The sequence below is a fragment of the Salicibibacter cibarius genome, assembly GCF_016495725.1.
Lineage (GTDB): Bacteria > Bacillota > Bacilli > Bacillales > Marinococcaceae > Salicibibacter > Salicibibacter cibarius.
In genome coordinates, this window is record NZ_CP054705.1 from 1,227,648 (window position 1) to 1,252,372 (window position 24,725).

The 24,725-nt window shown below is 47.0% G+C and carries 18 protein-coding genes and 1 pseudogene; 14 read left to right on the top strand and 5 right to left on the bottom strand.

Annotation, left to right across the window (positions count from 1 at the left end; translation table 11 throughout):
* The first annotated feature begins 11 nt into the window (after window positions 1-11).
* The gene (locus HUG15_RS06535) at window positions 12-1,670 is read left to right on the top strand and encodes a CocE/NonD family hydrolase (protein WP_200127914.1); all 1,659 of its coding nucleotides are present in this window, start codon (window positions 12-14) and stop codon (window positions 1,668-1,670) included.
* Window positions 1,671-2,387: 717 nt separating this feature from the next.
* Here HUG15_RS06535 and HUG15_RS06540 read toward each other — a convergent pair.
* A complete protein-coding gene (locus tag HUG15_RS06540) occupies window positions 2,388-4,076 on the bottom strand; it encodes a penicillin-binding transpeptidase domain-containing protein (protein ID WP_425504046.1) in 1,689 nt (562 codons plus the stop codon).
* 57 nt (window positions 4,077-4,133) lie between these two features.
* Window positions 4,134-4,828: pseudogene (locus tag HUG15_RS22890) on the bottom strand (transglycosylase domain-containing protein); the annotation flags it as partial.
* A 226-nt stretch (window positions 4,829-5,054) separates the two neighbouring features.
* Between HUG15_RS22890 and tlp the strand changes: the two are divergent.
* Both tlp and HUG15_RS06550 read left to right on the top strand, forming a co-directional pair.
* Window positions 5,055-5,282, top strand: coding sequence for a small acid-soluble spore protein Tlp (tlp, locus tag HUG15_RS06545; RefSeq protein ID WP_200127916.1), 228 nt, complete (start codon window positions 5,055-5,057; stop codon window positions 5,280-5,282).
* An 83-nt stretch (window positions 5,283-5,365) separates the two neighbouring features.
* Window positions 5,366-5,545 (top strand): hypothetical protein, encoded by a 180-nt coding sequence (locus HUG15_RS06550; protein ID WP_200127918.1) that lies wholly within the window; start codon window positions 5,366-5,368, stop codon window positions 5,543-5,545.
* Window positions 5,546-5,845: 300 nt separating this feature from the next.
* On the opposite strand, the gene HUG15_RS06555 is transcribed toward HUG15_RS06550, so the two are convergent.
* Both HUG15_RS06555 and HUG15_RS06560 read right to left on the bottom strand, forming a co-directional pair.
* The gene (locus HUG15_RS06555) at window positions 5,846-6,547 is read right to left on the bottom strand and encodes an ABC transporter ATP-binding protein (RefSeq protein WP_200127920.1); all 702 of its coding nucleotides are present in this window, start codon (window positions 6,545-6,547) and stop codon (window positions 5,846-5,848) included.
* Window positions 6,544-7,632, bottom strand: a complete 1,089-nt coding sequence (locus tag HUG15_RS06560) for an ABC transporter permease (RefSeq protein WP_200127922.1) — start codon at window positions 7,630-7,632, stop codon at window positions 6,544-6,546. The genes HUG15_RS06555 and HUG15_RS06560 overlap by 4 nt, the downstream gene beginning before the upstream one ends.
* A gap of 285 nt (window positions 7,633-7,917) precedes the next feature.
* Here HUG15_RS06560 and HUG15_RS06565 point away from each other — a divergent pair, with 285 nt between their 5' ends.
* Both HUG15_RS06565 and HUG15_RS06570 read left to right on the top strand, forming a co-directional pair.
* The gene (locus HUG15_RS06565; protein ID WP_200127924.1) at window positions 7,918-8,592 is read left to right on the top strand and encodes a response regulator transcription factor; all 675 of its coding nucleotides are present in this window, start codon (window positions 7,918-7,920) and stop codon (window positions 8,590-8,592) included.
* On the top strand, window positions 8,589-9,971 hold the full coding sequence (locus HUG15_RS06570) for a sensor histidine kinase (RefSeq protein WP_200127926.1): 1,383 nt from the start codon (window positions 8,589-8,591) through the stop codon (window positions 9,969-9,971). Before HUG15_RS06565 ends, HUG15_RS06570 begins: the two co-directional genes overlap by 4 nt.
* 6 nt (window positions 9,972-9,977) lie before the next feature.
* On the opposite strand, the gene HUG15_RS06575 is transcribed toward HUG15_RS06570, so the two are convergent.
* Complete coding sequence (locus HUG15_RS06575) at window positions 9,978-11,141, bottom strand: MFS transporter (protein WP_200127928.1); 1,164 nt, start codon at window positions 11,139-11,141, stop codon at window positions 9,978-9,980.
* A 145-nt stretch (window positions 11,142-11,286) separates the two neighbouring features.
* On the opposite strand from HUG15_RS06575, the gene HUG15_RS06580 reads away from it, so the two are divergent.
* The 9 genes from HUG15_RS06580 (at window position 11,287) to HUG15_RS06620 (ending at window position 24,606) form a co-directional block, all read left to right on the top strand.
* On the top strand, window positions 11,287-12,294 hold the full coding sequence (locus HUG15_RS06580) for a zinc-binding alcohol dehydrogenase family protein (protein WP_200127930.1): 1,008 nt from the start codon (window positions 11,287-11,289) through the stop codon (window positions 12,292-12,294).
* 29 nt (window positions 12,295-12,323) lie between these two features.
* Window positions 12,324-13,505, top strand: coding sequence for an L-2-hydroxyglutarate oxidase (lhgO, locus tag HUG15_RS06585; protein ID WP_200127933.1), 1,182 nt, complete (start codon window positions 12,324-12,326; stop codon window positions 13,503-13,505).
* A 1,382-nt stretch (window positions 13,506-14,887) separates the two neighbouring features.
* Window positions 14,888-15,844, top strand: coding sequence for an AAA family ATPase (locus HUG15_RS06590; protein WP_200127935.1), 957 nt, complete (start codon window positions 14,888-14,890; stop codon window positions 15,842-15,844).
* Window positions 15,841-17,022 carry a DUF58 domain-containing protein gene (locus tag HUG15_RS06595; protein WP_200127937.1) on the top strand — a complete coding sequence of 394 codons (1,182 nt, stop codon included), beginning with the start codon at window positions 15,841-15,843 and terminating at the stop codon, window positions 17,020-17,022. Before HUG15_RS06590 ends, HUG15_RS06595 begins: the two co-directional genes overlap by 4 nt.
* A 37-nt stretch (window positions 17,023-17,059) precedes the next feature.
* Entirely contained in the window at window positions 17,060-19,243 is a 2,184-nt protein-coding gene (locus HUG15_RS06600; protein WP_211202358.1) for a transglutaminase domain-containing protein, read from the top strand.
* A 135-nt stretch (window positions 19,244-19,378) separates the two neighbouring features.
* A complete protein-coding gene (guaA, locus tag HUG15_RS06605; RefSeq protein ID WP_200127939.1) occupies window positions 19,379-20,929 on the top strand; it encodes a glutamine-hydrolyzing GMP synthase in 1,551 nt (516 codons plus the stop codon).
* Window positions 20,930-21,388: 459 nt separating this feature from the next.
* Window positions 21,389-21,925, top strand: coding sequence for a TetR/AcrR family transcriptional regulator (locus tag HUG15_RS06610; RefSeq protein WP_200127940.1), 537 nt, complete (start codon window positions 21,389-21,391; stop codon window positions 21,923-21,925).
* A gap of 109 nt (window positions 21,926-22,034) precedes the next feature.
* Complete coding sequence (locus HUG15_RS06615) at window positions 22,035-23,162, top strand: MFS transporter (RefSeq protein WP_200127941.1); 1,128 nt, start codon at window positions 22,035-22,037, stop codon at window positions 23,160-23,162.
* A gap of 397 nt (window positions 23,163-23,559) precedes the next feature.
* Window positions 23,560-24,606: an IS30 family transposase gene (locus tag HUG15_RS06620; protein WP_200127942.1), complete on the top strand. Its 1,047-nt coding sequence runs from the start codon at window positions 23,560-23,562 to the stop codon at window positions 24,604-24,606.
* Window positions 24,607-24,725 lie beyond the last annotated feature (119 nt).

The following is a 24,725-nucleotide window of genomic DNA, read 5'->3' on the forward strand; positions in this document are numbered from 1 at the left end:
AGGTCGTCACGATGTACATGGAATACGACGTAGAATGTCAATGTTCGGACGGCACTGTTCTCAAGGCGGACGTTTACCGTCCGGAAGAACGGGGCCTCTATCCGGTTCTACTTCTTCGTCTTCCTTACGATAAAACGAACCCTCATTATTATAATGGTTATTTGGATGTGCCGAGAATGGTGACAGCAGGATACGTGGTGATCCTTCAAGATGTGCGAGGACGATATGCATCCGGCGGAAGTTATTATCCGTTTGTGTATGAAAGAAAAGATGGTTACGAAGCTGTGGAATGGGCGGCTGCACTCCCTTATTCAAATGGCAAAGTAGGGATGTTCGGCATGTCTTATCACGGATACACACAGTTGGCAGCCGCTGCAGAAGCGCCGCCCTCCCTTTATGCCATTGCCCCGGTAATGGCGATCGCGGATGGGTGGGTCGATATGGTGCAGGATGTAATCATGCCATTCGATCATGGCAGTCTGGCAACGTGGACTTTGGAATCGATCCTTCCTGATCAGTTGAAGCGACAAGGTCATGATGCAGCACTTGCTCACACTTACGCTTATATGGAGGAGTTATCTTCTTGGCTTCATGATCAGCCGATGACCGAATGGGCACCCATGAAAAATACGGCGCCTAACTCCTTTTACTTTGATTTTGTTAATCGTCAAGTCAATAAACAAACAATCCAACAGGTGGATTTACGGGAGCAGCTGAAGCATATTCATATTCCTGCCCTTTTTATCGGCGGCTGGTTTGATTCACTTTTGGGGCAAACACTTGGGGCTTACCAACAATATGGCGGTAAACGAATGCTTTGGATAGGTCCGTGGACGCATTCCAATCTGGACGGTTGGGCAGGTGACGTATTTTTTGATCATGCCACTACTCCGCTGGGAGCGGATCAACTGAAAGACCTCACGGATCTTCATATTAGATGGTTTGATCATTGGCTCAAAGATAGATCGTTGAACATCGAAAAGCCGGTGCATGTTTATCGCATGGGGCAACGCCGATGGGATAGACAAGAAAGCTGGCCGCTAAATGATGTCGGTATTTCCTATTATTATCTGGACCGTCACGAGAATATGAGCGTACAAAGCAGCGTTCGGGCACTGGAAAAAAAGAAACCGGAAACCAACCACACCGATCGGTGTCCAAGAAATCCGGCAGTTCCATTTCCCACATGTGGAGGAAATTTGTTAATGGCAGGGCATGGAGCAGGGATGTTCGAACAAGGCGACCTGCATAAGAGAGAGGATACCCTCGTTTTTACCACTCAATCATTGGATAGACCGCTCGATGTGCTAGGCGCCATAACAGCAAATGTATGGGTGTCCAGTGATTCGCCGCTTGTGGATTTGTTTTTGCAAGTGAGCGATGTCACTCCCGACGGAAACGTGTACAATGTGGTCGACACATTTACTCGAGGCACGGGGAGCGATAGCGGAAGACCACAGTGCGTACAGGTTGATCTAATCCCCACAAGTTATCGCTTCGGGAAAGGGCACGCGATTCGATTGGCAATTTCGGGAAGCAATGCTCCTCGCTTTGACGTTAACCAAAACAATGGCATGACATCAAGAACTACGACAGGCGGAAAACCTGCAAATGACGTTTTCTTTTATGGAAAGAAGTATCCGTCATTTCTATCGATCCCGAGGAGGTAATAGAAGGTCCTCGGAAACATTGAAAAAAATGAATAATTATGATGTAACAGCGAGAGGGTTCCGTTTTCGGAGCTCTCTCGCATAGTTCATTCTAGTGCAGCCTGTCGAAAAAAAGCGGTCACACCGACGATCGGAAGACCGGATTAGGGCTTCAAACTGGGGTCAGTGATCGATTGGATTAAACCGCCACAGCCCGAGTTAAGGTATCAAAGGCTATCGTCAATGACCGAATGGTTTCTTGCGAAGCAGGCTCCCCGGTCGCCATGAAACAGTTCATGGCGACCGAACACGAAAGTCAATCGCTCATTCGGTCGCCATGAGGCAGCCATGCCGACCGAATATCTTTGATACAAGCCTTTTCGGTCACCATGAAACGGCTATGACACCCGAACGCTTTCGATTCAGGCCATTACGGTCGTCATAAAACGGTTATGGCGACCGAACACGAGAACCGACCGCTTTCTCGGTCGCCATGACGCGGTAAATTGTCCGTTAGGGAGCCAGAAGCGTTGCCGACCGAACTTCTTCCAACTCTCTCCATGATTAGGTAATTAAGCCACCTTGCACTAGTGCAGTTTGGCTGAAAAAATGCCACACTTGCAAAAGCCAAAGGGGACACGGATTCGATTTGGTTTGTCAGCATCATTTCTAGCGTTAGGGGTACGGGACCACCGGTCTTGCCTGATGTGAGTGACCAAGTAATTCAATCACTCTACACTAATCTTCTGTGTCATCCCCCTCATCGTTTTCGTCGTTTCCGGCGTCCTCGCCATCAGCATCCTCGTCCCCGTCCCCGTTATCCCCGTCATTCCCGTTGTTTTCCCCACTATCATTGGGGTCATCTTCGGGCTCCTCCTCCGTTGGTTCTTCCGGCGCTTCATCCTCCGGTGTTTCTTCTGTTGGTACGTCTGTTTCCTCTTCCGCGGGTTCTTCTTCCGTGGATTCTTCTTCTGTCTCTTCCTCTTCAGTGGAATCATCCGTCGCTTCTTCTTCTTCGATAGGTTCATCGACGGAGTCGTCATCCGGCGCTTCTTCAATCGGCTCGTCAGGAATGTCTTCTTCGGTGTCTTCTTCCAATGGGTCATCTACATCGTTTTCTTCTTCCGGTTGTTCGGAATCGCGATCAGAAGAATCATCTTGCCGCGGTGTTGTTGGCTCTGCTCCGCAAACAAATAGTTCGCTGTCCCCGCAAACGGAATCCGGGCGGGGGAAATCTTCTGTTCCTTCCCCTGCGTGGACGTGGGTCATTATATGGCGGAATATATCCCTGGCGATTTGCTGTTCTTCACCAGCGGCTAAATACCCGCTTCCGCGTCCATCTCCGTATCCTGTCCATACCGCAGCGGTATAACGGGTCGTATAACCGTTAAACCAAATGTCCGGAACGCCACCGTCAGGGACCCCAAACCGATCTCTTTCTTCTTGGGAAAAATTTGAAGTTCCTGTTTTTCCGGCGAGGGGCAAACCGTCCACATTTGCCCGCCGACCGGTTCCGGCGGAATCGGTGACGACGCCCTTGAGCATATCCGATATCATATAGGCAGTGTAATCGTTCATCGCGCGTTCTGATTCCGGGTTAAGGTCAATTTCCTGTCCGTCTCGGAAAACGATTTTGCGCACGCTGTGCGGTTCATTGTATCTCCCGCCGTTTCCGAAGGCAGCGTATGCACCTGCCATATCCAAACTCGAAACCCCTTCCTGGAAGCCTCCCAAAGCGTAGCTTTCCTCAATGTTATTTTCAAAGGAAAGTCCAAGGCCCTCCGCAAAGGACTGGGCGTTTTCAAGACCGACTTCCTGCATCGCTTTCACCGCGGGAATATTTAATGAGCGCACCAAAGCTTCGCGCATGGAAACACTGCCGCTATAGTTGCCGCTATAGTTTGTAATCGTTGTACCGTCGGAATATTCGTGCGGGGCATCGACGATTTGCTCTCCGGTGGACCATTGCAATTGGTCAATGGCCGGACCATAATCCAGCAATGGTTTTACGGTAGACCCCGGTTGGCCGCTGGCAGCTGTTGCATGATTCCAGCCTCTTTCGGCCTCGTTTTCTTGTCGATTGCCGACGATGGCGCGGATCGCTCCGGTTTGGGTATCCAAAAGGGTGAAACCAACCTGGAAATGTTCCTCGTCCGGATATTGATGAATGTATTCATCGCTTTGGATCACAGCTTCCGCATATTGTTGCGCATCCGGTTCAATGGTCGTATAAATGTCAAACCCGGCGGCGTACAAGTCGATGGTCTCAACCCCATCAATGGACTCCACCTCTTCCATGACATGGTCGACAAACGATTGGTAAGCGAAGTCATTATTTGCAGGTGTGAAATCCAGTTGATCCTCAATATCTATGGCTCTGGCCGCCTCTGCTTCGTCACTTGTAATGAGCGCTTGTTCCTCCAACATGGAAAGGATCAAGTTCCTCCGCTCTTCGGCAGCTTCCGGATTGCTGTCCGGATTATAGTAGGAAGGACGGCGAGGGATGGCCGCCAATACCGCGGCATCGGCAATGGTAAGTTCACTTAAATCTTCTTTGTTAAAATAGCGAATGGAAGCCTCTCCAACCCCCAAGCGCCGCTGTCAAGATAACTGATATTCAAATACATTTCCAAAATCTCATCTTTGGAATATTGCCGTTCCATTTGTAGGGAAAGCCATTGTTCTTGCACTTTTCGCTTGAGTGTTTGGTCTGTTGACAAAAACGCTTGCTTGACGAGCTGTTGCGTGATGGTACTCGCGCCTTCAGCCCCAAAGCCATCGGTAATATTCGCGGTGATGGCCCCGCCGATTCGATAGAAATCAATGCCTCCGTGATCATAAAAGCGGGTATCTTCAACGGCAATAAAAGCATTTTTCAAATGCTCGGGCATTTCTTCGATATCACGGTACGTACGATTTTCCGTCCCTTGCAGCTTGCCGACCTCCTGATCATTCATGTCATAGACGGTCGCTCCTTCGGCAAACACGAGCTCATCGGGGTCCAGGGGAGGAGCATCCCAAATATATACGGCTGCTGTTGCCGTTCCTGCAAGGATGGTGACGAACAAAACGATCAGCGCGATGCCTGTTAATCTTTTGAATATGGGGCGTTTTTTATTTTTTCCCTTTGTTGTTTTTTCTGCGCGGCGTCTTTCCGTCCGCGATTGGTAGTCGGTCATTCGTGCCTCCTCATTTCAGTGCGAGAAGAAGTGATATTTGTGAAAATCATTTTAATTTTTAATATGGTTATCCTCTATCGGCTATTTCTTCTCTTTTCGTTTAAACCTGTCTTTATTTTAATACAGCCTTCTGAAAACGGCAACGAAAATATTTTCATCAAGCATTTTCACATATATTTGTTCACATAAGGTCAAACTACATTAAACGCAAAGGGAGGTAGATATCATGCCAAAACCGGACGATCGTTCCGACAACCCGGAAAGAATTGAAAGAAATATTGGCCATACGATGCAAAATATGAATGAGGCAAAGGATTACGTAAAAGCCCACGCTGATGAAATGGGCGAAGAACAAAAGCAACAAATTGAAGAAAAGAACGAGCGCCGCGAAGAAAGTATCGAAGCGATGCGCGATGAAATCAAAGATGAAGCGCGCGACCAACAGCGCGATTAAAAAATGTAAACGAACAGGCAAGTCCACGATGGCTTGCCTGTTTTCATTTGACAAATTTCGCAAATAATATGGGAGGAGAATTGATGTCATCACAACAGCACATGCAAATTAATCCACGTCTCATTTCCATGCTGTCCGTCGGAGACATAGCGAAAATTAAAAACAACCGAACGATAGCTTCCCCGGGGATAATGGAAAACTTATCTATAAACATGACGTCGCATTCAAAGATCGGCATTGCGACCGCCATGGAGAAGTTATAGCGCACAAACACAGGCACTGATCGCTTTTTCGGTCACCATGACGAGCGCATGGTGACCGAATTTTCCAGAATATGATCTTTCCGGTCGTCATGGAACGTTTATGGCGACCGAAATCGTAAGAGTTTAACTTTTCCGGTCACCATGAAGCAGTTATGGCGCCCGAACGCAGGCGCTGATTGCTTTCCCGGTTGCCATGAAGATTGCGTGGCGTCGATGAACACATTCCTTGACCTACGGCGAGGCAGTGTACACGCCTCGAAAAGAAAGCCAAATTTCTAATCATCTGTGTACTCTAAAGCCTTATTTTGACCTATCATCCCCATTCTCAACTTGGTCCACCTTCCCGTCTGAAAGAGTGATCACACGATCGCAAAAGTGAAATAAACGGGTATCATGCGTAACCATAACGGCTGCTTTTTGCTGTTGTCTGACTTGGGTGGCTAAAGATTCCACTACTTCCTGCCCTCTGGAGGCATCCAGGCTCGCGGTCGGCTCATCGGCAAGCAGCAATTGCGGATCATTCATCCATGCACGCGCGATGGCGACCCGTTGACGTTCCCCTCCTGATAAATGAACGGGGTAATGGCGGCGGCGAAGATCCAAACCAAGCATTTCCAATAGCTCGTCGGCGCGTTTTCTTGCTTGTTGTTTCGGGGTTTTAGCAATTTTTCCGATATAGAGCAATTGATCCACAACGTTTAGATAAGGGATCAAGTGGGCGGACTGAAAAATAAACCCAATTTGATGTAAGCGTACATTCGCGCTTTCTTTCGCATTTAAACGTGTCAGAGACTGGCCATCGAGAAGCAAATGGCCGTTAGTTGGCGTGAGAAGTGTGCCTGCCACCGACAAAAGTGTGCTTTTACCCGACCCTGATGGACCGGTAATGGCCACGAATTCCCCGGCATCAATCGAAAAATTTATACTGTCTAAAATGGTCGTAGCATGGTCGCTTGTTCCAAATTCAACGTGTAAATCTTCCATTAAAAGTTTTGCTGTCATGCTTCCATCCCTCCGATCGCTTCAAGCGCATCAACTTTTTTAACTTTATACAATGAAAGAAGAGAGCCGATGACGGCAACGAGAATAAACACACCTGCAAGGATGGCGACCAGATTAATTGGGAGCATAAACGGCATGTCTGCCGGCAATAGAGCCGCGGCAAGGAAAGTAGCGCCGATGCCCGCGCCCACACTGACAATGGCGACGATCCCAACCTGAGTAAGAATCGTGCCGGCCAACCCGCTTACCTTCGCACCGAGTGCCTTTAAGATTCCGAACTGCGTTAACTTCTGGATGGTAATGACATAAAAAAAGGCAGCAACGACGAACGCTGAGATGATAAATAAAAAGATAATCATCATCCACAACGATCCTTGTTCCTCGCTGTAGCCGGGAATGCCGGAAAGGGAATCTTGGATGGTAACGACTTCCGCGTCATCCATTTCGTTATTTAACGTATTCACGACGTCATCACCGGTGTCCGGGAGAACGAGCGCGCTGGCAAGCAATTCATCCCCGCCGCTTAAATCGAGCCAATCGTCTTCGGTCATGTACAGAACAGGGGTGTGGCTGTATCTTTGATCGTTTGTGAATCCAGAGATCGAAAAAATCTCTTCCGTCGTATCTTCCTGAAATTCATCGCCAACGCTATATCCTTCTTCTTGAATGGATATATCGGCCAGTACTTCCCCTTGCTCAGCTGGCCTTTGCCCTTCGACAACCTCCGGAAATAGTGCGGAGTCATGATCAACGTAAAATTTTGCCACATCTGTGATCGTTTCTGTTTCGTCCTGAATGGTTCCTTGGTGGATACCGAGGATTTGAGCTTCTTCCAAGGTGTCGTCAACCGTTTGCTGATCTTCGTCAGTGACCAAGGAGCGTGTGAGTTGCAGTTCTGCTTCTTCATCGATCACGAAATATTCCGCTTCTTCATCCATATTTATAATCGAAGAAGCATTGTCATCGGCAAGCCCTTGAGCAAGCCCGGAAACAAATAACACTAAGAAAGATAAGAGAAAAATGATCAACGCGACCATCATATAGCGGAGTTTAAAATATAGCAGCTCTCTAATCGCTAAAAACATGTCATGACCTCCCTTGTCATTGTCATCATGAAGGAGGTCGATGAACGCAATATGAATAAAAAGAAACGGAAGTTTGACAGTGGGGGTTTTAACATAGAAGAGAGAGGAGATTAGGTGTTGATCTGTTGCACGATTGATTAGATCAATTATCTCTTTATCCAAAACGTAAATATAGATAACAATTTTATTATAGCATATATATGGGGAATATAGGTTCTGTAGTGCATAATTTTTTGTTAAAACTTGTTTTTTTCGAGATAATAATAGAGAGAGGAGGTGGCCGGTATGATTTCATTATTACTCGCGGATGACGACTCCCATCTACGGGAATTTGTTGGTGGCGATCTTGAAAATGAAGGCTATCGCGTCTATCCGGCTGAAGATGGCGAGGTTGCTTTATCGATCCTTGAAAAAAATAACATCCATTTGGCCATTGTTGACGTTATGATGCCGAATGTCGATGGTTTCACTTTATGTGAAGACATCCGCTCTTTGTATGATATTCCCGTATTAATGCTGACCGCGAGGGGAGAACTGGAAGACAAAGCGAAAGGCTTTGCGGCAGGAACGGATGATTATGTCACAAAGCCATTCGAGCGCAAGGAACTGATTTTTCGTATAAAAGCGTTGCTTCGCCGCTTTCAGTTTGTGAATCAGGAAACGATCGCGATCGGCGATGTGACGATTGATCGCAGAAGTTTCGAAGTGGCGTGTAATGGAAAAACGATGATGTTGCCGATGAAAGAATTTGATCTCCTTGCTCAACTGGCGAGTTTTCCGAACCAAACGTTCACACGCGAAATGTTAATTGAAATCATTTGGGGCCGCGACTTCACGGGGGATGATCGTACCGTCGATGTTCACGTCAAACGATTGCGCGAACGATTTTCGGAAGAGACAGATGCTTTTTCAATCCGGACAATTCGCGGTGTCGGGTATAAAATGGAGGTTCACCGTTGAAAAGTTTTTATGTTCGCATCGTTCTTATTACGTTATCCGTCATGATGATCAGCAGCCTGCTCGCCTTTTTAATTAGCAATATGTATTACCAAGTTTCATTGAAACCGGAAAATGATGCGCAGATATCGGCTTTAGCCGAGAACATTCAACAGTATGCGGAGCATGAGGCAGACGGAGCTCCCTCTGTTTATTTTTCCCATGTCGGGGATTTGGGCTATCAACTCGTTTTGTTTGATGAGAATAAAAACATGAGCCAATTTGGAAGTGCGTTTCGGGATATGGCGTTACCGGAACACGAGATTGAAAATGTTCTTGCCGGCGGACAATACCATGGAGTATCCGAGCAGCCTGCAGGTTTTTTCACGACCGGTTTTTTTAATAATGAGCTAAGCAATACGATTGGCGTTCCGGTGGAAACGACAGAAGGGACTGGGGCGTTGTTTATTCGGCCGGATCATCAACAGCAACTTGGGGAATTTCGCATTTTCCTTGCCGTTTTACTCGGACTAACCGTTGTTTTAAGCTTTCTTTTTGTTGCGTTGGCTGCCCGTAGAATCGTAAAACCGGTCACTTCTTTAACGGAAGCGACAAAGAAAATTTCCGATGGTTTTTTTGATATTGAATTGAATGTCAAACGCAGAGATGAGATCGGACAGCTTGCCCAACACTTCACATCCATGAGCAAAGACCTTCGGCAGCTGGAAGCGATGCGCCAAGAATTTGTCTCCAATGTCTCCCATGAAATTCAGTCTCCACTCTCGACGATTCGCGGCATCACACAGACACTGCAGCAATCGGAATTGGAAAAGGAACAAAAGCAAAAGTACCTGCAGATCGTAGAAAAAGAAAGCACTCGACTCTCCACATTAAGCAAACAATTGCTCACGTTGTCTTACTTGGACAACGAAGAGAAAATCATCGATAAACACCCCGTTGATATCCAGCAACAACTCAAGGACATTATGCAAACGCTTCGTTTTCATTGGCAGGAGAAGGAATTGTATATTGAAATCAATGGAGCAACGGAAAAGGCGATGGGGGATGCGAACTTACTGTATCAAGTCTGGATGAACTTGATGACAAATGCGATTAAATATAGTGACATCGGTGGTGACATCCATATTAACATGCAACGGGTGAATGAAATGGTGAACATTACCATTCAAGACTATGGCGTCGGCATGAAACCGGGCGAAGTCGGAAAAGTATTCGAACGTTTTTATAAAGGTGACCAAGCGCGTACGCCGGGAAATGGCAGCACCGGTCTCGGACTCGCGATCGTGAAAAAAATCATCGATCTCCATAGCGGAGAGATCGATGTGGAGAGTAATCCCGAGGAAGGGACAAAAGTGAACGTACGCTTAGAAGCAACGAGGTAACGTTTGTCACTCCTGTCTCGCCGGTTTCGTGTCTCCGGCCGGTTTCCGAAAAGAATAAAGCGCAAAACCGAGCGCCAGTATCACAAGCAGGCTCCCGGCCCAAGCGGTGGCCTCCACGGATGTTTGCTGGACGACAAGCCCACCGAAACCGGATCCGGTGGCGATCCCGAACTGCAAGGCGGACGTGTTCACACTTTGTTGGATATCCGATGTTTCCGGTGCCGTTTGAATTAGGTAGCTTTGCTGCGCGGGCGCGATCGACCAACTTAACATTCCCCAGATGACAAGCACGAGGGGAAAAAGCATGGATGAAGTGGAGATCGGCAGGAGTAACAGTATGACCGCGAACAAGCTAATAAAAGAAATCACGGTCCGTTGCGGGCCAATCCGGTCTGTTAACCATCCACCGACGCCGCCCCCGGTCACCGCGGATATCCCAAATACGAAAAAGGCGACGCTCACCCAAAACGGTTCCAACTGCATGGTGGACTCCAAAAACGGGGCAAAATACCCATAAAGTGTGTAATGGCCGGCAAGGATCAATAATGTGACGATGTGGGCACTGAAGATTTTTTTACTTTTCAACGATGTCATTTGTTGGCGTAAAGAGGTGACATGATCAGGTTTGATCGGTTCGAGAAAATAAAAAATGATGACACCTGCGACCAAGGTTAGCAGCGCGATTAATAGAAAGAGCATCCGCCATCCAAACATATCGCCGATTAATACCCCGATCGGAACACCCAATACGAGGGAAGAGCTCACGCCCATCGTGATAATCCCGATACTGCGGGAACGGTACGCAGGTTTGACGATTTTCGGTGCAATCGTAAGCGACAGAACGATGATTAAGGAAGCACTCATCGCTGTTATTACTCGAGCGGCAATCAGCATTTCGAAATTCGGGCTTCCGTAAGCAAAGAGGTTTGCGAAAAAGAAAACAGCAAGCGAGCTTAAATATAAACGTTTTCGCTCGATTTTTGATGTGAGAGACAGCAACACAGGACCCGAAACGGCAAATATAAGGGCGAAAACGGTGATCAGCTGGCCGGCCGCCGCGACGGAAACGTTTAGATCTTCGGCGATCAACGGCAATATTCCCCCTATAATCAATTCAACCATGCCAACGACGAATGCTGATACGGCAAGGACAAACACACGAAAGTTCATGATACAGGACCTCTTTTTCCATGTTGATAACTGCTCTATTTTAACGTAAGCAGCAGATGACTACAACATATCAAGGTTTTACAATGAATTTTAGAGGGTACTTTTACAGTAGGGAAATTTCCACGATGAACAGGAGAGTGTGACAATGAAAGCAGTTGGATTTTTTGAAAGCCTTCCCATTACGGATGAAAAGAGTCTGCAAGATGTGGAAGTGGAAAAACCAAAAGCAATGGGGAAAGATATACTTGTTCGCGTGCAGGCGATTTCGGTGAACCCTGTGGACACGAAACAAAGACGCGGCGCCCCTCCGGCTGGTTCGGAGCCGAAAATTCTCGGATGGGATGTCGCCGGCGTTATTGAAGAAGTCGGTAACGATGTAGAACTTTTTTCGGTTGGCGATAAGGTTTTTTACGCGGGAAGCGTGACAAGGCAAGGAGGCAATAGCGACTATCACTTGGTCGATGAACGAATCGTCGGTCAAAAGCCCGAAAGCTTGGACTTTGCAGAAGCTGCCGCATTGCCGCTTACGACGATTACTGCTTGGGAAGCATTGTTTGAGCGCATGAATCTTTCGATCGATCCGTCCGCTAATAAAGGGAAAAGCATCTTGATTATCGGTGCCGCCGGCGGGGTCGGTTCGATTGCCGTGCAACTTGCGAAATTGGCAGGCTTATACGTCATCGGGACAGCTTCCCGAAAAGAAACCGCCAATTGGGCAAAGGACACCGGCGCCGACAAAATAATTAGCCATTACGAGGCATTCCGTCAGCAACTGGAAGCGAACGTCGATTACATTTTTTGCTTGAACAATACCGATCAACATTGGGAAAACATGGGGGAAGTTTTAGCACCGCAAGGCCATATCGTAAGTATTGTCGAAGCCGTGGAAAACCAAGACCTTAATGTACTTAAAAATAAAAGTGCTTCTTTTTCTTATGAGTTTATGTTTACGCGTTCGATGTTCGAGACGGATGACATGATCGAACAGTACCTCCTTTTAAACGAAGTCAGTAAGTTGGTTGACGAAGGAAAAATCCACACGACCTTAACGGATCGCGGGGGACCGATCAATGCTGAAAATCTTCGCGCTGCCCATGAAAAAATTGAAAGCGGGAAAACGATCGGAAAAATTGTATTGGAGAATGATGAATAGATCTGTGTGAAAGTCGGGAGGAGCGGCAAATGTACGATTATATCATTATCGGCGGTGGTATCGTAGGGCTTTCGGTGAGCAAAGCCATTTATGATCGGCAACCGAAAGCAAAGATCCTTATTTTAGAAAAAGAAAAGGAGGTTGCCGCGCATCAAACCGGTCATAATAGCGGTGTGATTCACTCCGGCATTTATTATAAACCCGGAAGCCTGAAAGCAAAATTTGCAACGGCCGGCAATCAATCGATGAAAGACTTTTGTCGCGCGCACGGCATTCATTTTGAAACATGCGGTAAAGTGATTGTTGCGACCGGGCAAGAAGAAATTCCCGTTATGGAGCGATTGTATGAACGCGGGAAGCAAAATGGATTGGCCGTCGAAAAGCTGAATAGAGTGGAACTTGCAGAAGTAGAGCCCCATGTACGCGGATTAGCCGCTCTTCGAGTGCCGAGTGCCGGCATCGTTGATTTTAAAAGTGTGGCAAAAACGCTTGCGGCACTCGCCGTAGAGAAGGGCGGCCATGTGCAATTGGGCGCCGAAGTCACCGGTATCACCGAAAAAGCAGATCATGTACGTGTGGATACATCGAAAGACTCTTTTAGCGGAACATTTATGATTAATTGCGCCGGTCTGCATAGCGATCGTGTCGCCCGCTTGGCTGGGTATCATACGGATGTGAAAATCGTGCCATTTCGCGGGGAATATTACAAGTTAAGAGCTGACAGGCGCTCCCTAGTCAATCATTTAGTCTACCCTGTCCCGAATCCCGATTTTCCTTTCCTGGGGGTACATTTTACGCGGATGGTCAACGGGGAAGTGGAAGCCGGGCCGAATGCCGTTCCCGGATTAAAACGGGAAGGGTATAGGAAGCGGGACGCGAGCCTTCGCGATACGGCTGAAGTCCTTACATATGAAGGTTTTTGGCGAATTGCCCGCCAATATGCGAAAACCGGCATGAATGAAATGGCGCGGTCGTTTAGCAAGCGTACATTTGTAAAAGGTTTGCAGAGGTTGGTCCCCGACGTGCGAGCGGAAGATATTGTTTCTGCTCCTGCCGGAGTTAGAGCCCAGGCCTTATCCAGCGATGGGCAGCTGATTGACGACTTCATGTTTATCAAAGGGAAAAGAAGCCTGCACGTTTGCAACGCCCCTTCCCCGGCCGCTACCGCGTCGCTGGAGATTGGGAAGGAAATCGTGAGGCAGCTGGATTGATTTTTTTACACTTTATTGAAAAATGGTATATGTCTTCATTTCGTCTAAGGTGAATGATACGTATCCTCTGGACACATTCTGTCTACCATGGATCGGACACTTCCATGCCCTTTTCTAGCAAAGTTGTCCACTATAATAACTCCCGGATAGTTTCACTATTTTCTTTTGCAAATGTGCCCGATGTTTCACTTGCTGCAAACGCAGTGATTTGATTGAGTAAAGCATCTCTTTAATAGACCACCAGTAGCTTTAGGATTTCGCCGGTGACTGCTTTTGCTGTATTTGACGCCCCGCGTATGTTCGTTCTCGGAGAAGCACCGACGATTATACTTACCTCAGGCGCGTTGATTTATCTTAAACTACCTTTTAGTGTAAATGTTATCTATCGGAAGTTTCTAATAATAGAAATACCTTACTGTATGAAACGAGAAAACCAATGCTTAGTATCAAATGAGTCCTCAGGAGCCCGATCTGCGGACTGAAAGCGTTGCAGAGAAGCCAGACGAGTCCTCAGGGACCCGATCTGCGGACTGAAAGTGTTACAGAGAAGCCAGACGAGTCCTCAGGAGCCCGATCTGCGGACTGAAAGTGTTGCAGAGGAGCCAAATGAGTCCTCAGGAACCCGATCTGCGGACTGAAAGCGTTGCAGAGGAGCCAAATGAGTCCTCAGGAGCCCGATCTGTGGACTCAAAGTGTTGCAGAGGAGCCAAATGAGTCCTCAGGAACCCGATCTGCGTACTGAAAGTGTTGCAGAGAAGCCAGACGAGTCCTCAGGGACCCGATCTGCGTACTGAAAGCGTTGCAGAGAAGCCAGACGAGTCCTCAGGGACCCGATCTGCGTACTGAAAGTGTTGCAGAGAAGCCAGACGAGTCCTCAGGAGCCCGATCTGTGGACTGAAAGTGTTGCAGAGGAGCCAAACGAGTCCTCAGGAGCCCGATCTGCGTACTGAAAGTGTTGCACAGAAGCCAAATGAGTCCTCAGGAGCCCGATCTGCGTACTGAAAGCGTTGCAGAGAAGCCAGACGAGTCCTCAGGCATCGGATCTGTGGACTCAAAGTGTTACTCAGGAGCTTCAGGCTCGGGTTTTGGGGGCTTATAATGGTAGCCGAACGCCAAATTAGTCCACAATAAAACACGTATGTTTAACATCCTTTTTAGCTTTAATAGAGCTTCACGAAGCGTCATATTTGTTTAAATTATTTTATTGGATAAATTCGGATAATCAATGCACCTGGCTTATCTATTTTTCAATCAATGAATAATCGATAAACCGAAAGCCGTATGATCTTTTTTCCATTGTTCATGTTTTCGTAGGTTTTGCCTCTGTACTCATGCTACAATTAATATTAATGACGGTCTGATGATAGAGGAGGAGCCGTAATTTGACTTATTACGCTGAAAAAATACGCGATATCATAGATACAGTGGAAAAAGTAGTTGTAGGAAAGCGAGAAGCGATTACGTTAACATTAACCGCGTTGCTTGCCCGGAGGCATGTTCTTATCGAGGATGTCCCGGGGGTGGGAAAAACGATGCTCGTGAGGGCGATGGCCCGTGCGACGGGGGCTGACTTCAAACGTATTCAATTCACCCCTGATTTACTTCCTTCTGATGTAACAGGGGTTTCTATTTATAACCAACACACGAAGGAATTTGAGTTTCGACCAGGTCCGGTGATGAGTCATATTTTGCTTGCAGATGAAATCAACCGGACATCGCCAAAAACACAGTCCGCACTTTTGGAAGCAATGGAAGAAGGCAATGTGACCGTTGATGGATACACCCATGAGTTGTATGAACCTTTTTTTGTCATGGCGACACAGAATCCGATTGAGCACGGGGGCACATATCCGTTGCCTGAAGCGCAGTTGGATCGCTTTTTATTTCGGATTATGATTGGTTATCCGAGCCAAGAAGAAGAATTGGATATGCTGGAACGCATGGAATATGGCCATCCCATTGACGATTTGCCGGCAGTCGTTGATATACGGGATGTCCAACAGATGCAAAGAGAGGTGCCGAGCGTATTTGTAAGCGAGGCGGTTAAACAATACATCGTTGCCATCGTTCGTGAAACGAGAAACCTCGATCAGGCAGAGCTTGGTGTAAGTCCGAGAGGGTCAATTGCCCTGTTGCGTGCCGCCCAAAGCTATGCATATGTGCAAGGAGTGCCATACGTTCGCCCGGATGATGTGAAATTGTTGGCACCGTATGTCCTGGGGCACAGATTAATTTTGGAAAGTGACGTTCTTGGTCCGCAAAGACAAGCGCAGGCTTTGATCGAGCACATGCTCACGCGGATCGCTGTGCCGGCAACAAGAAAGGATATTTTAAAATGAAACGGACATTGCGGCAAGTGGGACGTGTGATTGCCGTACTTTTTTTGCTAGCGATTCTTTTCTGGTACGCGATGGTCCAGGGCGGTTTTGTCAGCTGGTTTCTTTTTTATAGCGTATCCGCATTATTGCTGGCGGGATTTGCAATGGCTGCCGCCCCCCTCCGCTTTTTGCGTGCGGAACGTTCGGTAACGCGTCGGCATCTGTCCCAAGGGGAAACGATTAAGGTGCAAATAAGTGTTTATAAAACGAGTCGCTGGCCATGTTTTTTCGTCGGGGTTCGTGACCTGGTGCCCCGTGACTTAACACTTGAAAGCGATCCGGGTGCTTTCTTTTTCATGATGTTTTCACGGAAAAAAACCTACAGCTATCTCGTAAAAACGGAAAAGCGCGGCGCATATACGTATGATTCAGTACATGTGGAAAGCGGAGATCCGTTTGGCTTTTTTAAAAGTGAAAAAGATTTACCTGCGGTGAATGAACTGCTCGTGTATCCGCGTATCAAACCTTTGCCTTTTAACCTTCAAAACAAACGGTGGCAAAGATCGAATACCGATCGTGTTTGTGCTGCTCAAAGGGTCTACCATGAGGAGTCATCCAATTTTTCCGGTGTCCGTGAATACGTCGCGGGCGATCGTCTATCAAGTATCGATTGGAAAGTTTCTGCCCGTCTCGGAAACTTAGCAACAAAAGAATTTGATACGGAAGAAGGGAAAGGGTTTACGGTTTTACTCGATACACGAGCCGGCAGCGGACAAAACTTTGAAGCAGCTGTTGAGTGGGCTGCTGCTACTGTGAACACTGTGTTTGACAAGCATTCACGTTTAAATTTTGCTGCTTTAGGCGCAACCCCCGTCGTTTCGCCTACAGGAAATGATCGCGCCCATATGCACCAGGTGATGAAGGAGCTCGCGAGAATTGAGCCGTCTCTGCCTGAGGCTTCGAATGTTCGGGCGCCTTTGCCAAGCACGTTTAGTTTTTTACAAACGGTCATCTATGCAGTGCCCGAAATGAACACGGCTACACTGCAAGAAATCAAATACTTGCAGCAACGGGGGCTCGATATTCTCGTTTTATACAATGAGCGGGAAGCTTTCCATCTTCCTTTGAAACAACGAGGGGTCCAGTCATACGCGATGCCTATCAAAGAAGAAGGAGGCGCCATTAATCACACGTTTTAGCTCTTTTTTTAAACATCCGCAGGAAGGGATCGCCTACGTGCTCGCGTATTTCATCGTGGCAGAGTGGCTCTATCCGTTGCCGCAAATTAGCGATACCGGCTTTTTGCCGTTTTTTCTTATAATCGCGGCGGTTTTCTTTGTGATTACCGCGATCCCCATGCATTGGCTCTTACGCCTTGGCTTTTATACGCTTGTGATCACGTATAGCTTGCACGTCCTGTTTATGCCCGGCACGTATATGTCGATTGATTGGTGGTCCTTGTTTCTCACGGAAGCTTGGCAGCAGAGCACACTTTTATTCAGTGGCAGTTTGTTACAATTAAGTGATATGTATCGCAGTTTATTGCTTATTTTACTGTTGGCGATGGTCAGCTATCTCGTCTATTACTGGGTCGCCATCGCGCACCGAATTTTCTTTTTTGTGGCTGCGAGTGTCGTTTATATCGGCATTCTGGATACATTCACGGTTTATGACGGTTCGTGGGCGATTGTGCGCTTAGTCACAATCGGATTTGTTCTTTTTGCGTGTACGCGGTTTTTGCGGCTTCAGCATCGCTACTCGAACCTTGGAAGCAGCCATTCGTTCCATTATTTGACGATTGCGGGTGTCGTTATTCTCCTTTCTGTTTTGGTTGGTTGGCAAGCCCCGAAATATACGCAACAATGGCCGGATCCTACCTCATATATAGAAAGGACGACCGGGGTGGATGTGATTAGTTGGGGTTCTTCTTCCAACGGCGACGAGACGCGTAAGATCGGCTACGGCGACAACGATGAACGCCTCGGTGGCGGATTCGTCATGGACGACATGGAAGTATTTACGGCAAGATCGGAAACATCTGCTTATTGGCGTGGGGAGTCAAAGCACGAATACACCGGCCATGGTTGGGAAAGCGAAGAAAGTGGGGAGTTGGCCGAACAATCTGAAGGGTATTTGGATCTATATGAAGAAGCGACGGAAACAGAAACCCTTGAAGCGGATGTCGCTTATCATGATTCTCGCACGGGTGAAGGGGATTTGCTATTCAGTCAGGGCGCATTGCAAGAAGCAAATGCTGAAATGGATGGCGACTATACCGTGTACTCCGATGAAGAAAGCGGCAGGGCCGAGGTTTGGCACAATGAAGGGGATGTGGATGATGCCGGTGTGTTCACCCTTACGTATGATTATCCCGAATTTCCCGTTGAGCAAATGCGAGACGTGGATGCGGGGGATGTGCAACAAGACCCGCAAGCGGTGACAGATAGGCATTTACAACTTCCCGAGGAACTTCCGGACCGGGTTGGGGAACTTGCCGAAGACGTAGTGCAAGGCGAAGACAACCGCTATGACCGGGCACGCGCGATCGAGGATTATCTGACCGGGCCTGACTTCGAATACGAAACGAGCGACATCCCTGTTCCGGCCGAAGACCAGGATTATGTGGATCAGTTTTTGTTTGAGACGCAGATCGGTTATTGCGATAACTTTTCCACGGCAATGGTCGTCATGTTGCGGACGCTTGATATCCCTGCCCGTTGGGCGAAAGGGTTCACGGCCGGGGAAGAAGTAAGCGTCGGCGATGATGGGTACAGTGAATTTGAAGTGACGAATGAAAATGCTCATTCATGGGTGGAAGTTTATTTTCCCGACGTTGGCTGGGTGCCGTTTGAGCCTACGCCCGGCTTTTCCAATACGGCAGATTTTGCTTCGGCGGATGTTGATCGTGATGAAAACGACGAAGAGATGATGTTTGAACAGGAAGTCGAGCAAGACTCGGAAGAAGAGGGGGATGCATCAGAAGAGGAAGAAGATGATGATGAGAGGGAGACAGATACAGAGGAACAGGAGGAAGAGCAAATGGCGCTTCCATTCCGATTGCTGACAGGAATGGGTGCCGCTTTATTATTGGCCGGTTTCGCGGCTTTTAAATTCCGAGGAAAAATCATACAGACGTGGCTGAGGAGACGTTACTCGGGGATGGACAACGGATCGACATTCATCCGCGCCTATGAATCTGTGCTAAAATATCTTGGTTGGGCTGGGATGAAAAGGGCTGCGCATGAGACACCGAGCGAATTTGCAGCGCGCGTTGATTTTCGGTTTGAATCGGAAGATATGCGCGCCTTGACGATGCTGTATGAAGATCTTTATTACGGAAATGAAAAAACAGACCATTTGCCGGCAGATACCGAACGACGTTGGATTCAGCTTCTGGATAACATCGCGAAAGGGCGTTAACGACAGATTATGAAGCCCTGACGTATTGTCACGGGAGACGTTAGGTCGCCCACGGCGACCTTCCGCAAAATTGACCCTTAATCCCGAGGCTGGTAAAATAATCATCATGATTTAATAAATTTGAGGTGCCGTTTCATGGAGCGAAATAACGAAGAAATGAATGAAACCATTGCCGTCCTTGATTTTGGCGGGCAATACAATCAATTAATCACGCGCCGAATTCGCGATTTGGGCGTCTACAGTGAACTTTACCCCAACACGGTGAGCGTTGAAGAATTACGTTCGCTCAACCTCAAAGGGATTATTTTTTCCGGCGGACCGGGCAGTGCTTACGCTGAAGACGCTCCCGTCTGTGATCCTGCCATGTATGATCTTGGCGTCCCCATTCTCGGGATTTGTTACGGCATGCAACTGTTGACCCACCACTTTGGCGGAAAGGTGGAAGCAGCCGATCATCGTGAATACGGGAAAGCGACGCTGGACGTAAAGGGGGCGTCGGGGTTATTCCGAAAAACCCCAGCCGAGCAAACGGTTTGGATGAGCCACGGGGATCGCATTATTGAGCCGCCCGAGGGATTTACAACAGATGCAACGAACCCGACGACTCCGGTCGCTGCGATGAGCCATGCGGAAAAAGGTATTTACGGTGTGCAATTCCACCCGGAAGTGCGCCATACCGAATACGGAAACGACATCCTTCATAATTTCGTCTTCGACATTTGCCAAAGCAAAGGCGAGTGGACGATGGAGAATTTTATTGACCTTGAAGTGGAAAAAATCCGGGCGAACGTTGGTGACCGTCGTGTGCTTTGTGCGCTGAGTGGCGGCGTTGATTCGTCGGTGACCGCCATGCTCGTCCATCGCGCGATCGGGGATCAACTGACGTGCATGTTCATCGATCATGGCTTGTTGCGAAAAGATGAAGGCACGCGCGTTATGCAAATGTTTGAAGGGAAATTTGACATTAACGTTGTAAAAATTGATGCGTCGGAACGCTTTTTAACGAAGCTGAAAGGTGTTTCCGACCCGGAACAAAAACGGAAAATTATCGGTAACGAATTCATCTTTATTTTCGAAGAAGAGTCATCGAAACTGGAGAACATGGATTTTCTCGCGCAGGGAACTTTGTACACGGACGTGATCGAGAGCGGAACGGCAACGGCACAAACGATTAAATCCCACCACAATGTGGGTGGACTTCCCGAAGATATGAAATTGGATTTAATCGAGCCGTTAAACACGTTGTTTAAAGACGAAGTGCGAGAACTGGGCACGGAACTGGGATTGCCGGAAAGCTTTGTTTGGCGGCAACCATTCCCGGGCCCCGGCCTTGGCATTCGCGTGCTCGGGGAGATTACGTCGGAGAAGCTTGAGATCGTGCGCGAATCGGACGCAGTCCTTCACGACGTCTTGGAAAAGGCCGGATTGGATAAAGAAATCTGGCAGTTTTTCACCGCTTTGCCCGATATGCGAAGTGTGGGAGTCATGGGCGATAATCGCACGTATGATTACACGGTCGGCGTTCGTGCAGTCACATCTATAGACGGGATGACGTCAGACTGGGCGCGCATTCCCCATGACGTATTGGAAACGATCTCGACGCGGATCGTGAATGAAGTCCCGCAAGTGAATCGTGTTGTATACGATATTACATCGAAACCGCCGGCGACGATCGAGTGGGAATAAGAATACAACCTCATTTGAAAAGAGAACGCCTATTTAAAAGGATTTTCCCTAACCTAATATGGATAAAATGACTTAAAAAAATATGGTTCCCTGCCAAAACCCTGCCAAAAAATAAATTGGTAGGGTTTTTGTGTTTTATTAAATTTTGACATGAAATATTTTCTGTTTTCACCGGACCTAAGTTTAATTTGCTTACAGAACATAGTATCGCTTCCTTTCGTCGTAAAGTTTATTTTGATACATTCTATATCTTTCCCATGGGAAAATAAGAGAACTATAAGCAATATTTATGAATAAACTAAGGAAAATCCACATTTTTGGAAAGAGCATATAAAATGATGAACTCGTCATTGTTTCGTCACTGAAATGGAGAACAGTTACATACAATCAGGCCAGTTTGTAATAGAAATGGTCTTATGTTATTATAATGATCGATCTATATAAAAAAGGGTGTTCTTTATGAGCAAAAAGAAACAAAATCTCATTGAACATGCGGAACAATTATTTTATGACCATGGTTTTCACGCTGTTGGTCTACAAAGAATCATTAAAGAAGCAAACGTTGCTCTTATGACGTTATATCATCATTTTGATTCGAAAGAATCTCTAGTTCTTGAAGTGCTTAAAAGACGAGAAGAAAAATACTTTTCTATCTTGAAATCATCCGTGAGAAATTCCGACAGTTCCATTGTATGGTCGTTATCGGTTGCTCATAGTGATTGGATTCGAAAACATGATACGAATGGATGTATGTTTTTAAGGGCTAAAGAAGAATTTTCTTCTAATGATGATCATGAAATTGCTCAATATGTAAACCAGCATAAAAGGTCATTGTTGGCTTTTTTTGCGGAAGTTGGTTTAAGCCATAGTGAGGCTACCCAATTAGTACTATTATTCGAAGGGGCCACAGCTTTATCAGAAACACTAAATGTGGATGACGTGACTGCAGCACTTATGCATTCCATAAAGTCTATGGGGCTTCATAAGGTCAAATGAGACAATGTCTTGCTACTAATGGGGAAAATCTTGGAGTGGTATTACTTCGGAGATTTTTTCTTTTTGCAATAAGTATATTGATCGATCTATATAATAAGAGGTGTTGTTGGTGGATTCGAAAAGATTAATCATGGTTGGTTTACCCATGATTGCGGTAACTTATGGTTTTGCAAGGTTTAGTTACGGGTTAGTTTTGCCTTATATACGTGAGTCGCTGGATATCAACCAATCTATAGCTGGAGCGATCTCTTCACTATCGTATCTGGCATATTGTATAGCGATTATCTTGGCTATGTTGTATATGCAGAAAGTCGGTTCCCGTATGCTAATTTTAATTGCAGGGGTCACAGCAGCTGCGGGAATGGGGATCATATCCATGGCCAATGGTGCAATAGCCCTTGGTATTGGTATCTTTATTGCTGGCTTAAGTACAGGGTTGTCTTCTCCCCCATATGCAGATGTCATAAAAAAATGGGTGGCTCTGGATAAGCGTTCGCCAACGAATACGTGGGTGAATGCGGGCACTAGCTTGGGAACTGCATTAACTGGTGTTATGGTTATTTTTATGGGTAGTAATTGGAGATTGACGTTTCTACTATTTACAATCATAGCGATTATCATATTGATCCTTAATTATAAGGTCATTCCTCAAACAAAGGTTACGAACAAAATTCATCAGACTCGAGCATTTCATGTGACAAAAAAGGAACTTATGAATGCTTATCCCTTAATTATATCTTCTCTATTATTAGGGATTTCGAGTGCGGCTTATTGGACATTTTCAAGGGATTTGGTGTTTCAAATGGAGAATATTCCTGAAGTTCTCACGCAAGGATTTTGGATCATCATTGGTTTGGCAGGAGTATTAGGTGGTTTCGCCGGATATTTTAGTTCACATATCGGATTATTACCTTCTTACAGATTATGTGTCATTTTTCTAGGTGCTTCTTCCGTATTATTGGGTTTATTTACAAACGTCCTCCCTGTTGTCATATCGGCGATTTCTTTTGGAAGTTCGTATATATTCATGACAGGTGTTCTGATCATTTGGGGCATCAATATCTTTAAAACAAATGCTTCATTTGGTCTTGGTTTTCCATTTTTACTATTAGCTTTAGGGCAAGTGTTTGGCTCGTTGGTTGGAGGAGTGGTTGCTGAGTTTCTAGGTTATGAAGCAATGTTTATTTTGTTTGCTATGATGAGTTTTATGGCTTTACTTTTTAAGCCGAAAAAATAATGTTTACCAACTCAAGGATATGAACAATTGAGTGGGAAAAAGAATACAACTTAATTTGAAGAGGGAACGCCTATTTAAAAGGATTTTCCCTAACCTGATATGGATAAAATGATTTAAAAAAATATGGTTCCCTGCCAAAAAATAAATTGGTAGGGATTCTTGTGTTTTATTAAATTTTGACATGAAATATTTTCTGTTTTCACCGGACATAAGTTTAATTTGCTTACAGAACATAGTATAGCTTCCTTTCACCGTAAAGTTTATTTTGATACATTCTATATCCTTACCATGGGAGCTTCATTGTAAAATCAAATGCAACACTCTGAAACTAGGAAAGCCATGGTAAGACCGTGTATCATGAAAGTTACCAAAACCCATGATTACGGAGGTCTTACCGATGGCTCACACCGATTCTAGCACAGCGGAGCGTAAGAACAAACATCTCACCCAAACCGAGCGCGGCGAAATCCAGGGCCTACACAAACAAGGATTGGGTCCTCGTGCCATTGCAAGGGAACTTGGCCGTCCAGCGAGTACCATCAAGCGCGAGTTAGATCGTGGGAGCGTAGAGCAGCTCGGTTCCAACTTGAAGGTGACACGGAAATATTTCGCCGATACGAGTCAGCGTGTGTATGAAACGAACCGGCAGAACTGCGGACGTAAGCGCCGATGGTTGATGGAGGCAGCCAGCCCATTTTTGGGTTGGGCGGTAAAGAAAATGCTCCAAGAGAAATGGTCACCGGATGTGTGCGTGGGACGTGCAAGAGCGCAAGGAGACTGGGAGGTTCCGATCCCGTGTACGCGCACCCTTTACACCTACATCGACGATGGGCTCCTTGACGTGAAGAACATTGATCTGCACTTGAAAGTGCGCCGTTCCACGAAGAAGCGACGTTCTCGCCAGCACAAAAAAGTGTTGGGCCCGAGCATCGAAGAACGTGAGTCGGACGTGGACACCCGCGAAACCGTCGGGCATTGGGAGATCGACACGGTACGAGGCAAACGCACGAAAGGCCAGGCCCTCCTGACGCTTACGGAGCGAAGCACACGCAAGGAGATTGTGCGCCGGTTGTCGGAGCCGACAGCTGAAGCCGTCAACGCTGCCCTCACCGATCTTTTCAAAGGGTATGGGCATCAGGCCCCATCGATCTTTCAAACGATCACCGCAGACAACGGCGGAGAATTCAGCGACCTTCATGACTGGTGCCAGTATCAGAACGTCCGTGCTTATTTCGCCCATCCGTATGCTTCATTCGAACGAGGCACAAATGAACGACACAACGAGCTTCTGCGCCGCTTTATCCCGAAGGGCAAAGCCATCCAGGAGATTCCGGACGAAACCATCGAACGGGCCGAAGCGTGGACGAACGAGCTGCCGCGAAAGATTTTGGGCTATCAAACGCCCGACGAGGCCTTTGAGGCCGCGATCCAAGGGGCGGGCTAGCCCGCCCCTTGGAAGGAAAACCCTTTCCGCTGATACACGGAATCCCAAGTTGTCCCAAAGTGTTGCATTTATACTTGCATTTAAGGCCTTACCATGGGAAAATAAGAGAACTATAAGCA

Excerpts from the sequence above, each read along its gene's own strand:
- HUG15_RS06540 (WP_425504046.1), bottom strand. The coding sequence starts at position 4,076 with ATGTTGGAGGAACAAGCGCTCATTACAAGTGACGAAGCAGAGGCGGCC.
- HUG15_RS06575 (WP_200127928.1), bottom strand. The coding sequence starts at position 11,141 with ATGAACTTTCGTGTGTTTGTCCTTGCCGTATCAGCATTCGTCGTTGGC.
- guaA (WP_200127939.1), top strand. The coding sequence starts at position 19,379 with ATGGAGCGAAATAACGAAGAAATGAATGAAACCATTGCCGTCCTTGAT.
- lhgO (WP_200127933.1), top strand. The coding sequence starts at position 12,324 with ATGTACGATTATATCATTATCGGCGGTGGTATCGTAGGGCTTTCGGTG.
- HUG15_RS06610 (WP_200127940.1), top strand. The coding sequence starts at position 21,389 with ATGAGCAAAAAGAAACAAAATCTCATTGAACATGCGGAACAATTATTT.
- HUG15_RS06620 (WP_200127942.1), top strand. The coding sequence starts at position 23,560 with ATGGCTCACACCGATTCTAGCACAGCGGAGCGTAAGAACAAACATCTC.
- HUG15_RS06550 (WP_200127918.1), top strand. The coding sequence starts at position 5,366 with ATGTCATCACAACAGCACATGCAAATTAATCCACGTCTCATTTCCATG.
- tlp (WP_200127916.1), top strand. The coding sequence starts at position 5,055 with ATGCCAAAACCGGACGATCGTTCCGACAACCCGGAAAGAATTGAAAGA.
- HUG15_RS06580 (WP_200127930.1), top strand. The coding sequence starts at position 11,287 with ATGAAAGCAGTTGGATTTTTTGAAAGCCTTCCCATTACGGATGAAAAG.
- HUG15_RS06560 (WP_200127922.1), bottom strand. The coding sequence starts at position 7,632 with ATGTTTTTAGCGATTAGAGAGCTGCTATATTTTAAACTCCGCTATATG.
- HUG15_RS06595 (WP_200127937.1), top strand. The coding sequence starts at position 15,841 with ATGAAACGGACATTGCGGCAAGTGGGACGTGTGATTGCCGTACTTTTT.
- HUG15_RS06565 (WP_200127924.1), top strand. The coding sequence starts at position 7,918 with ATGATTTCATTATTACTCGCGGATGACGACTCCCATCTACGGGAATTT.
- HUG15_RS06555 (WP_200127920.1), bottom strand. The coding sequence starts at position 6,547 with ATGACAGCAAAACTTTTAATGGAAGATTTACACGTTGAATTTGGAACA.
- HUG15_RS06535 (WP_200127914.1), top strand. The coding sequence starts at position 12 with ATGTACATGGAATACGACGTAGAATGTCAATGTTCGGACGGCACTGTT.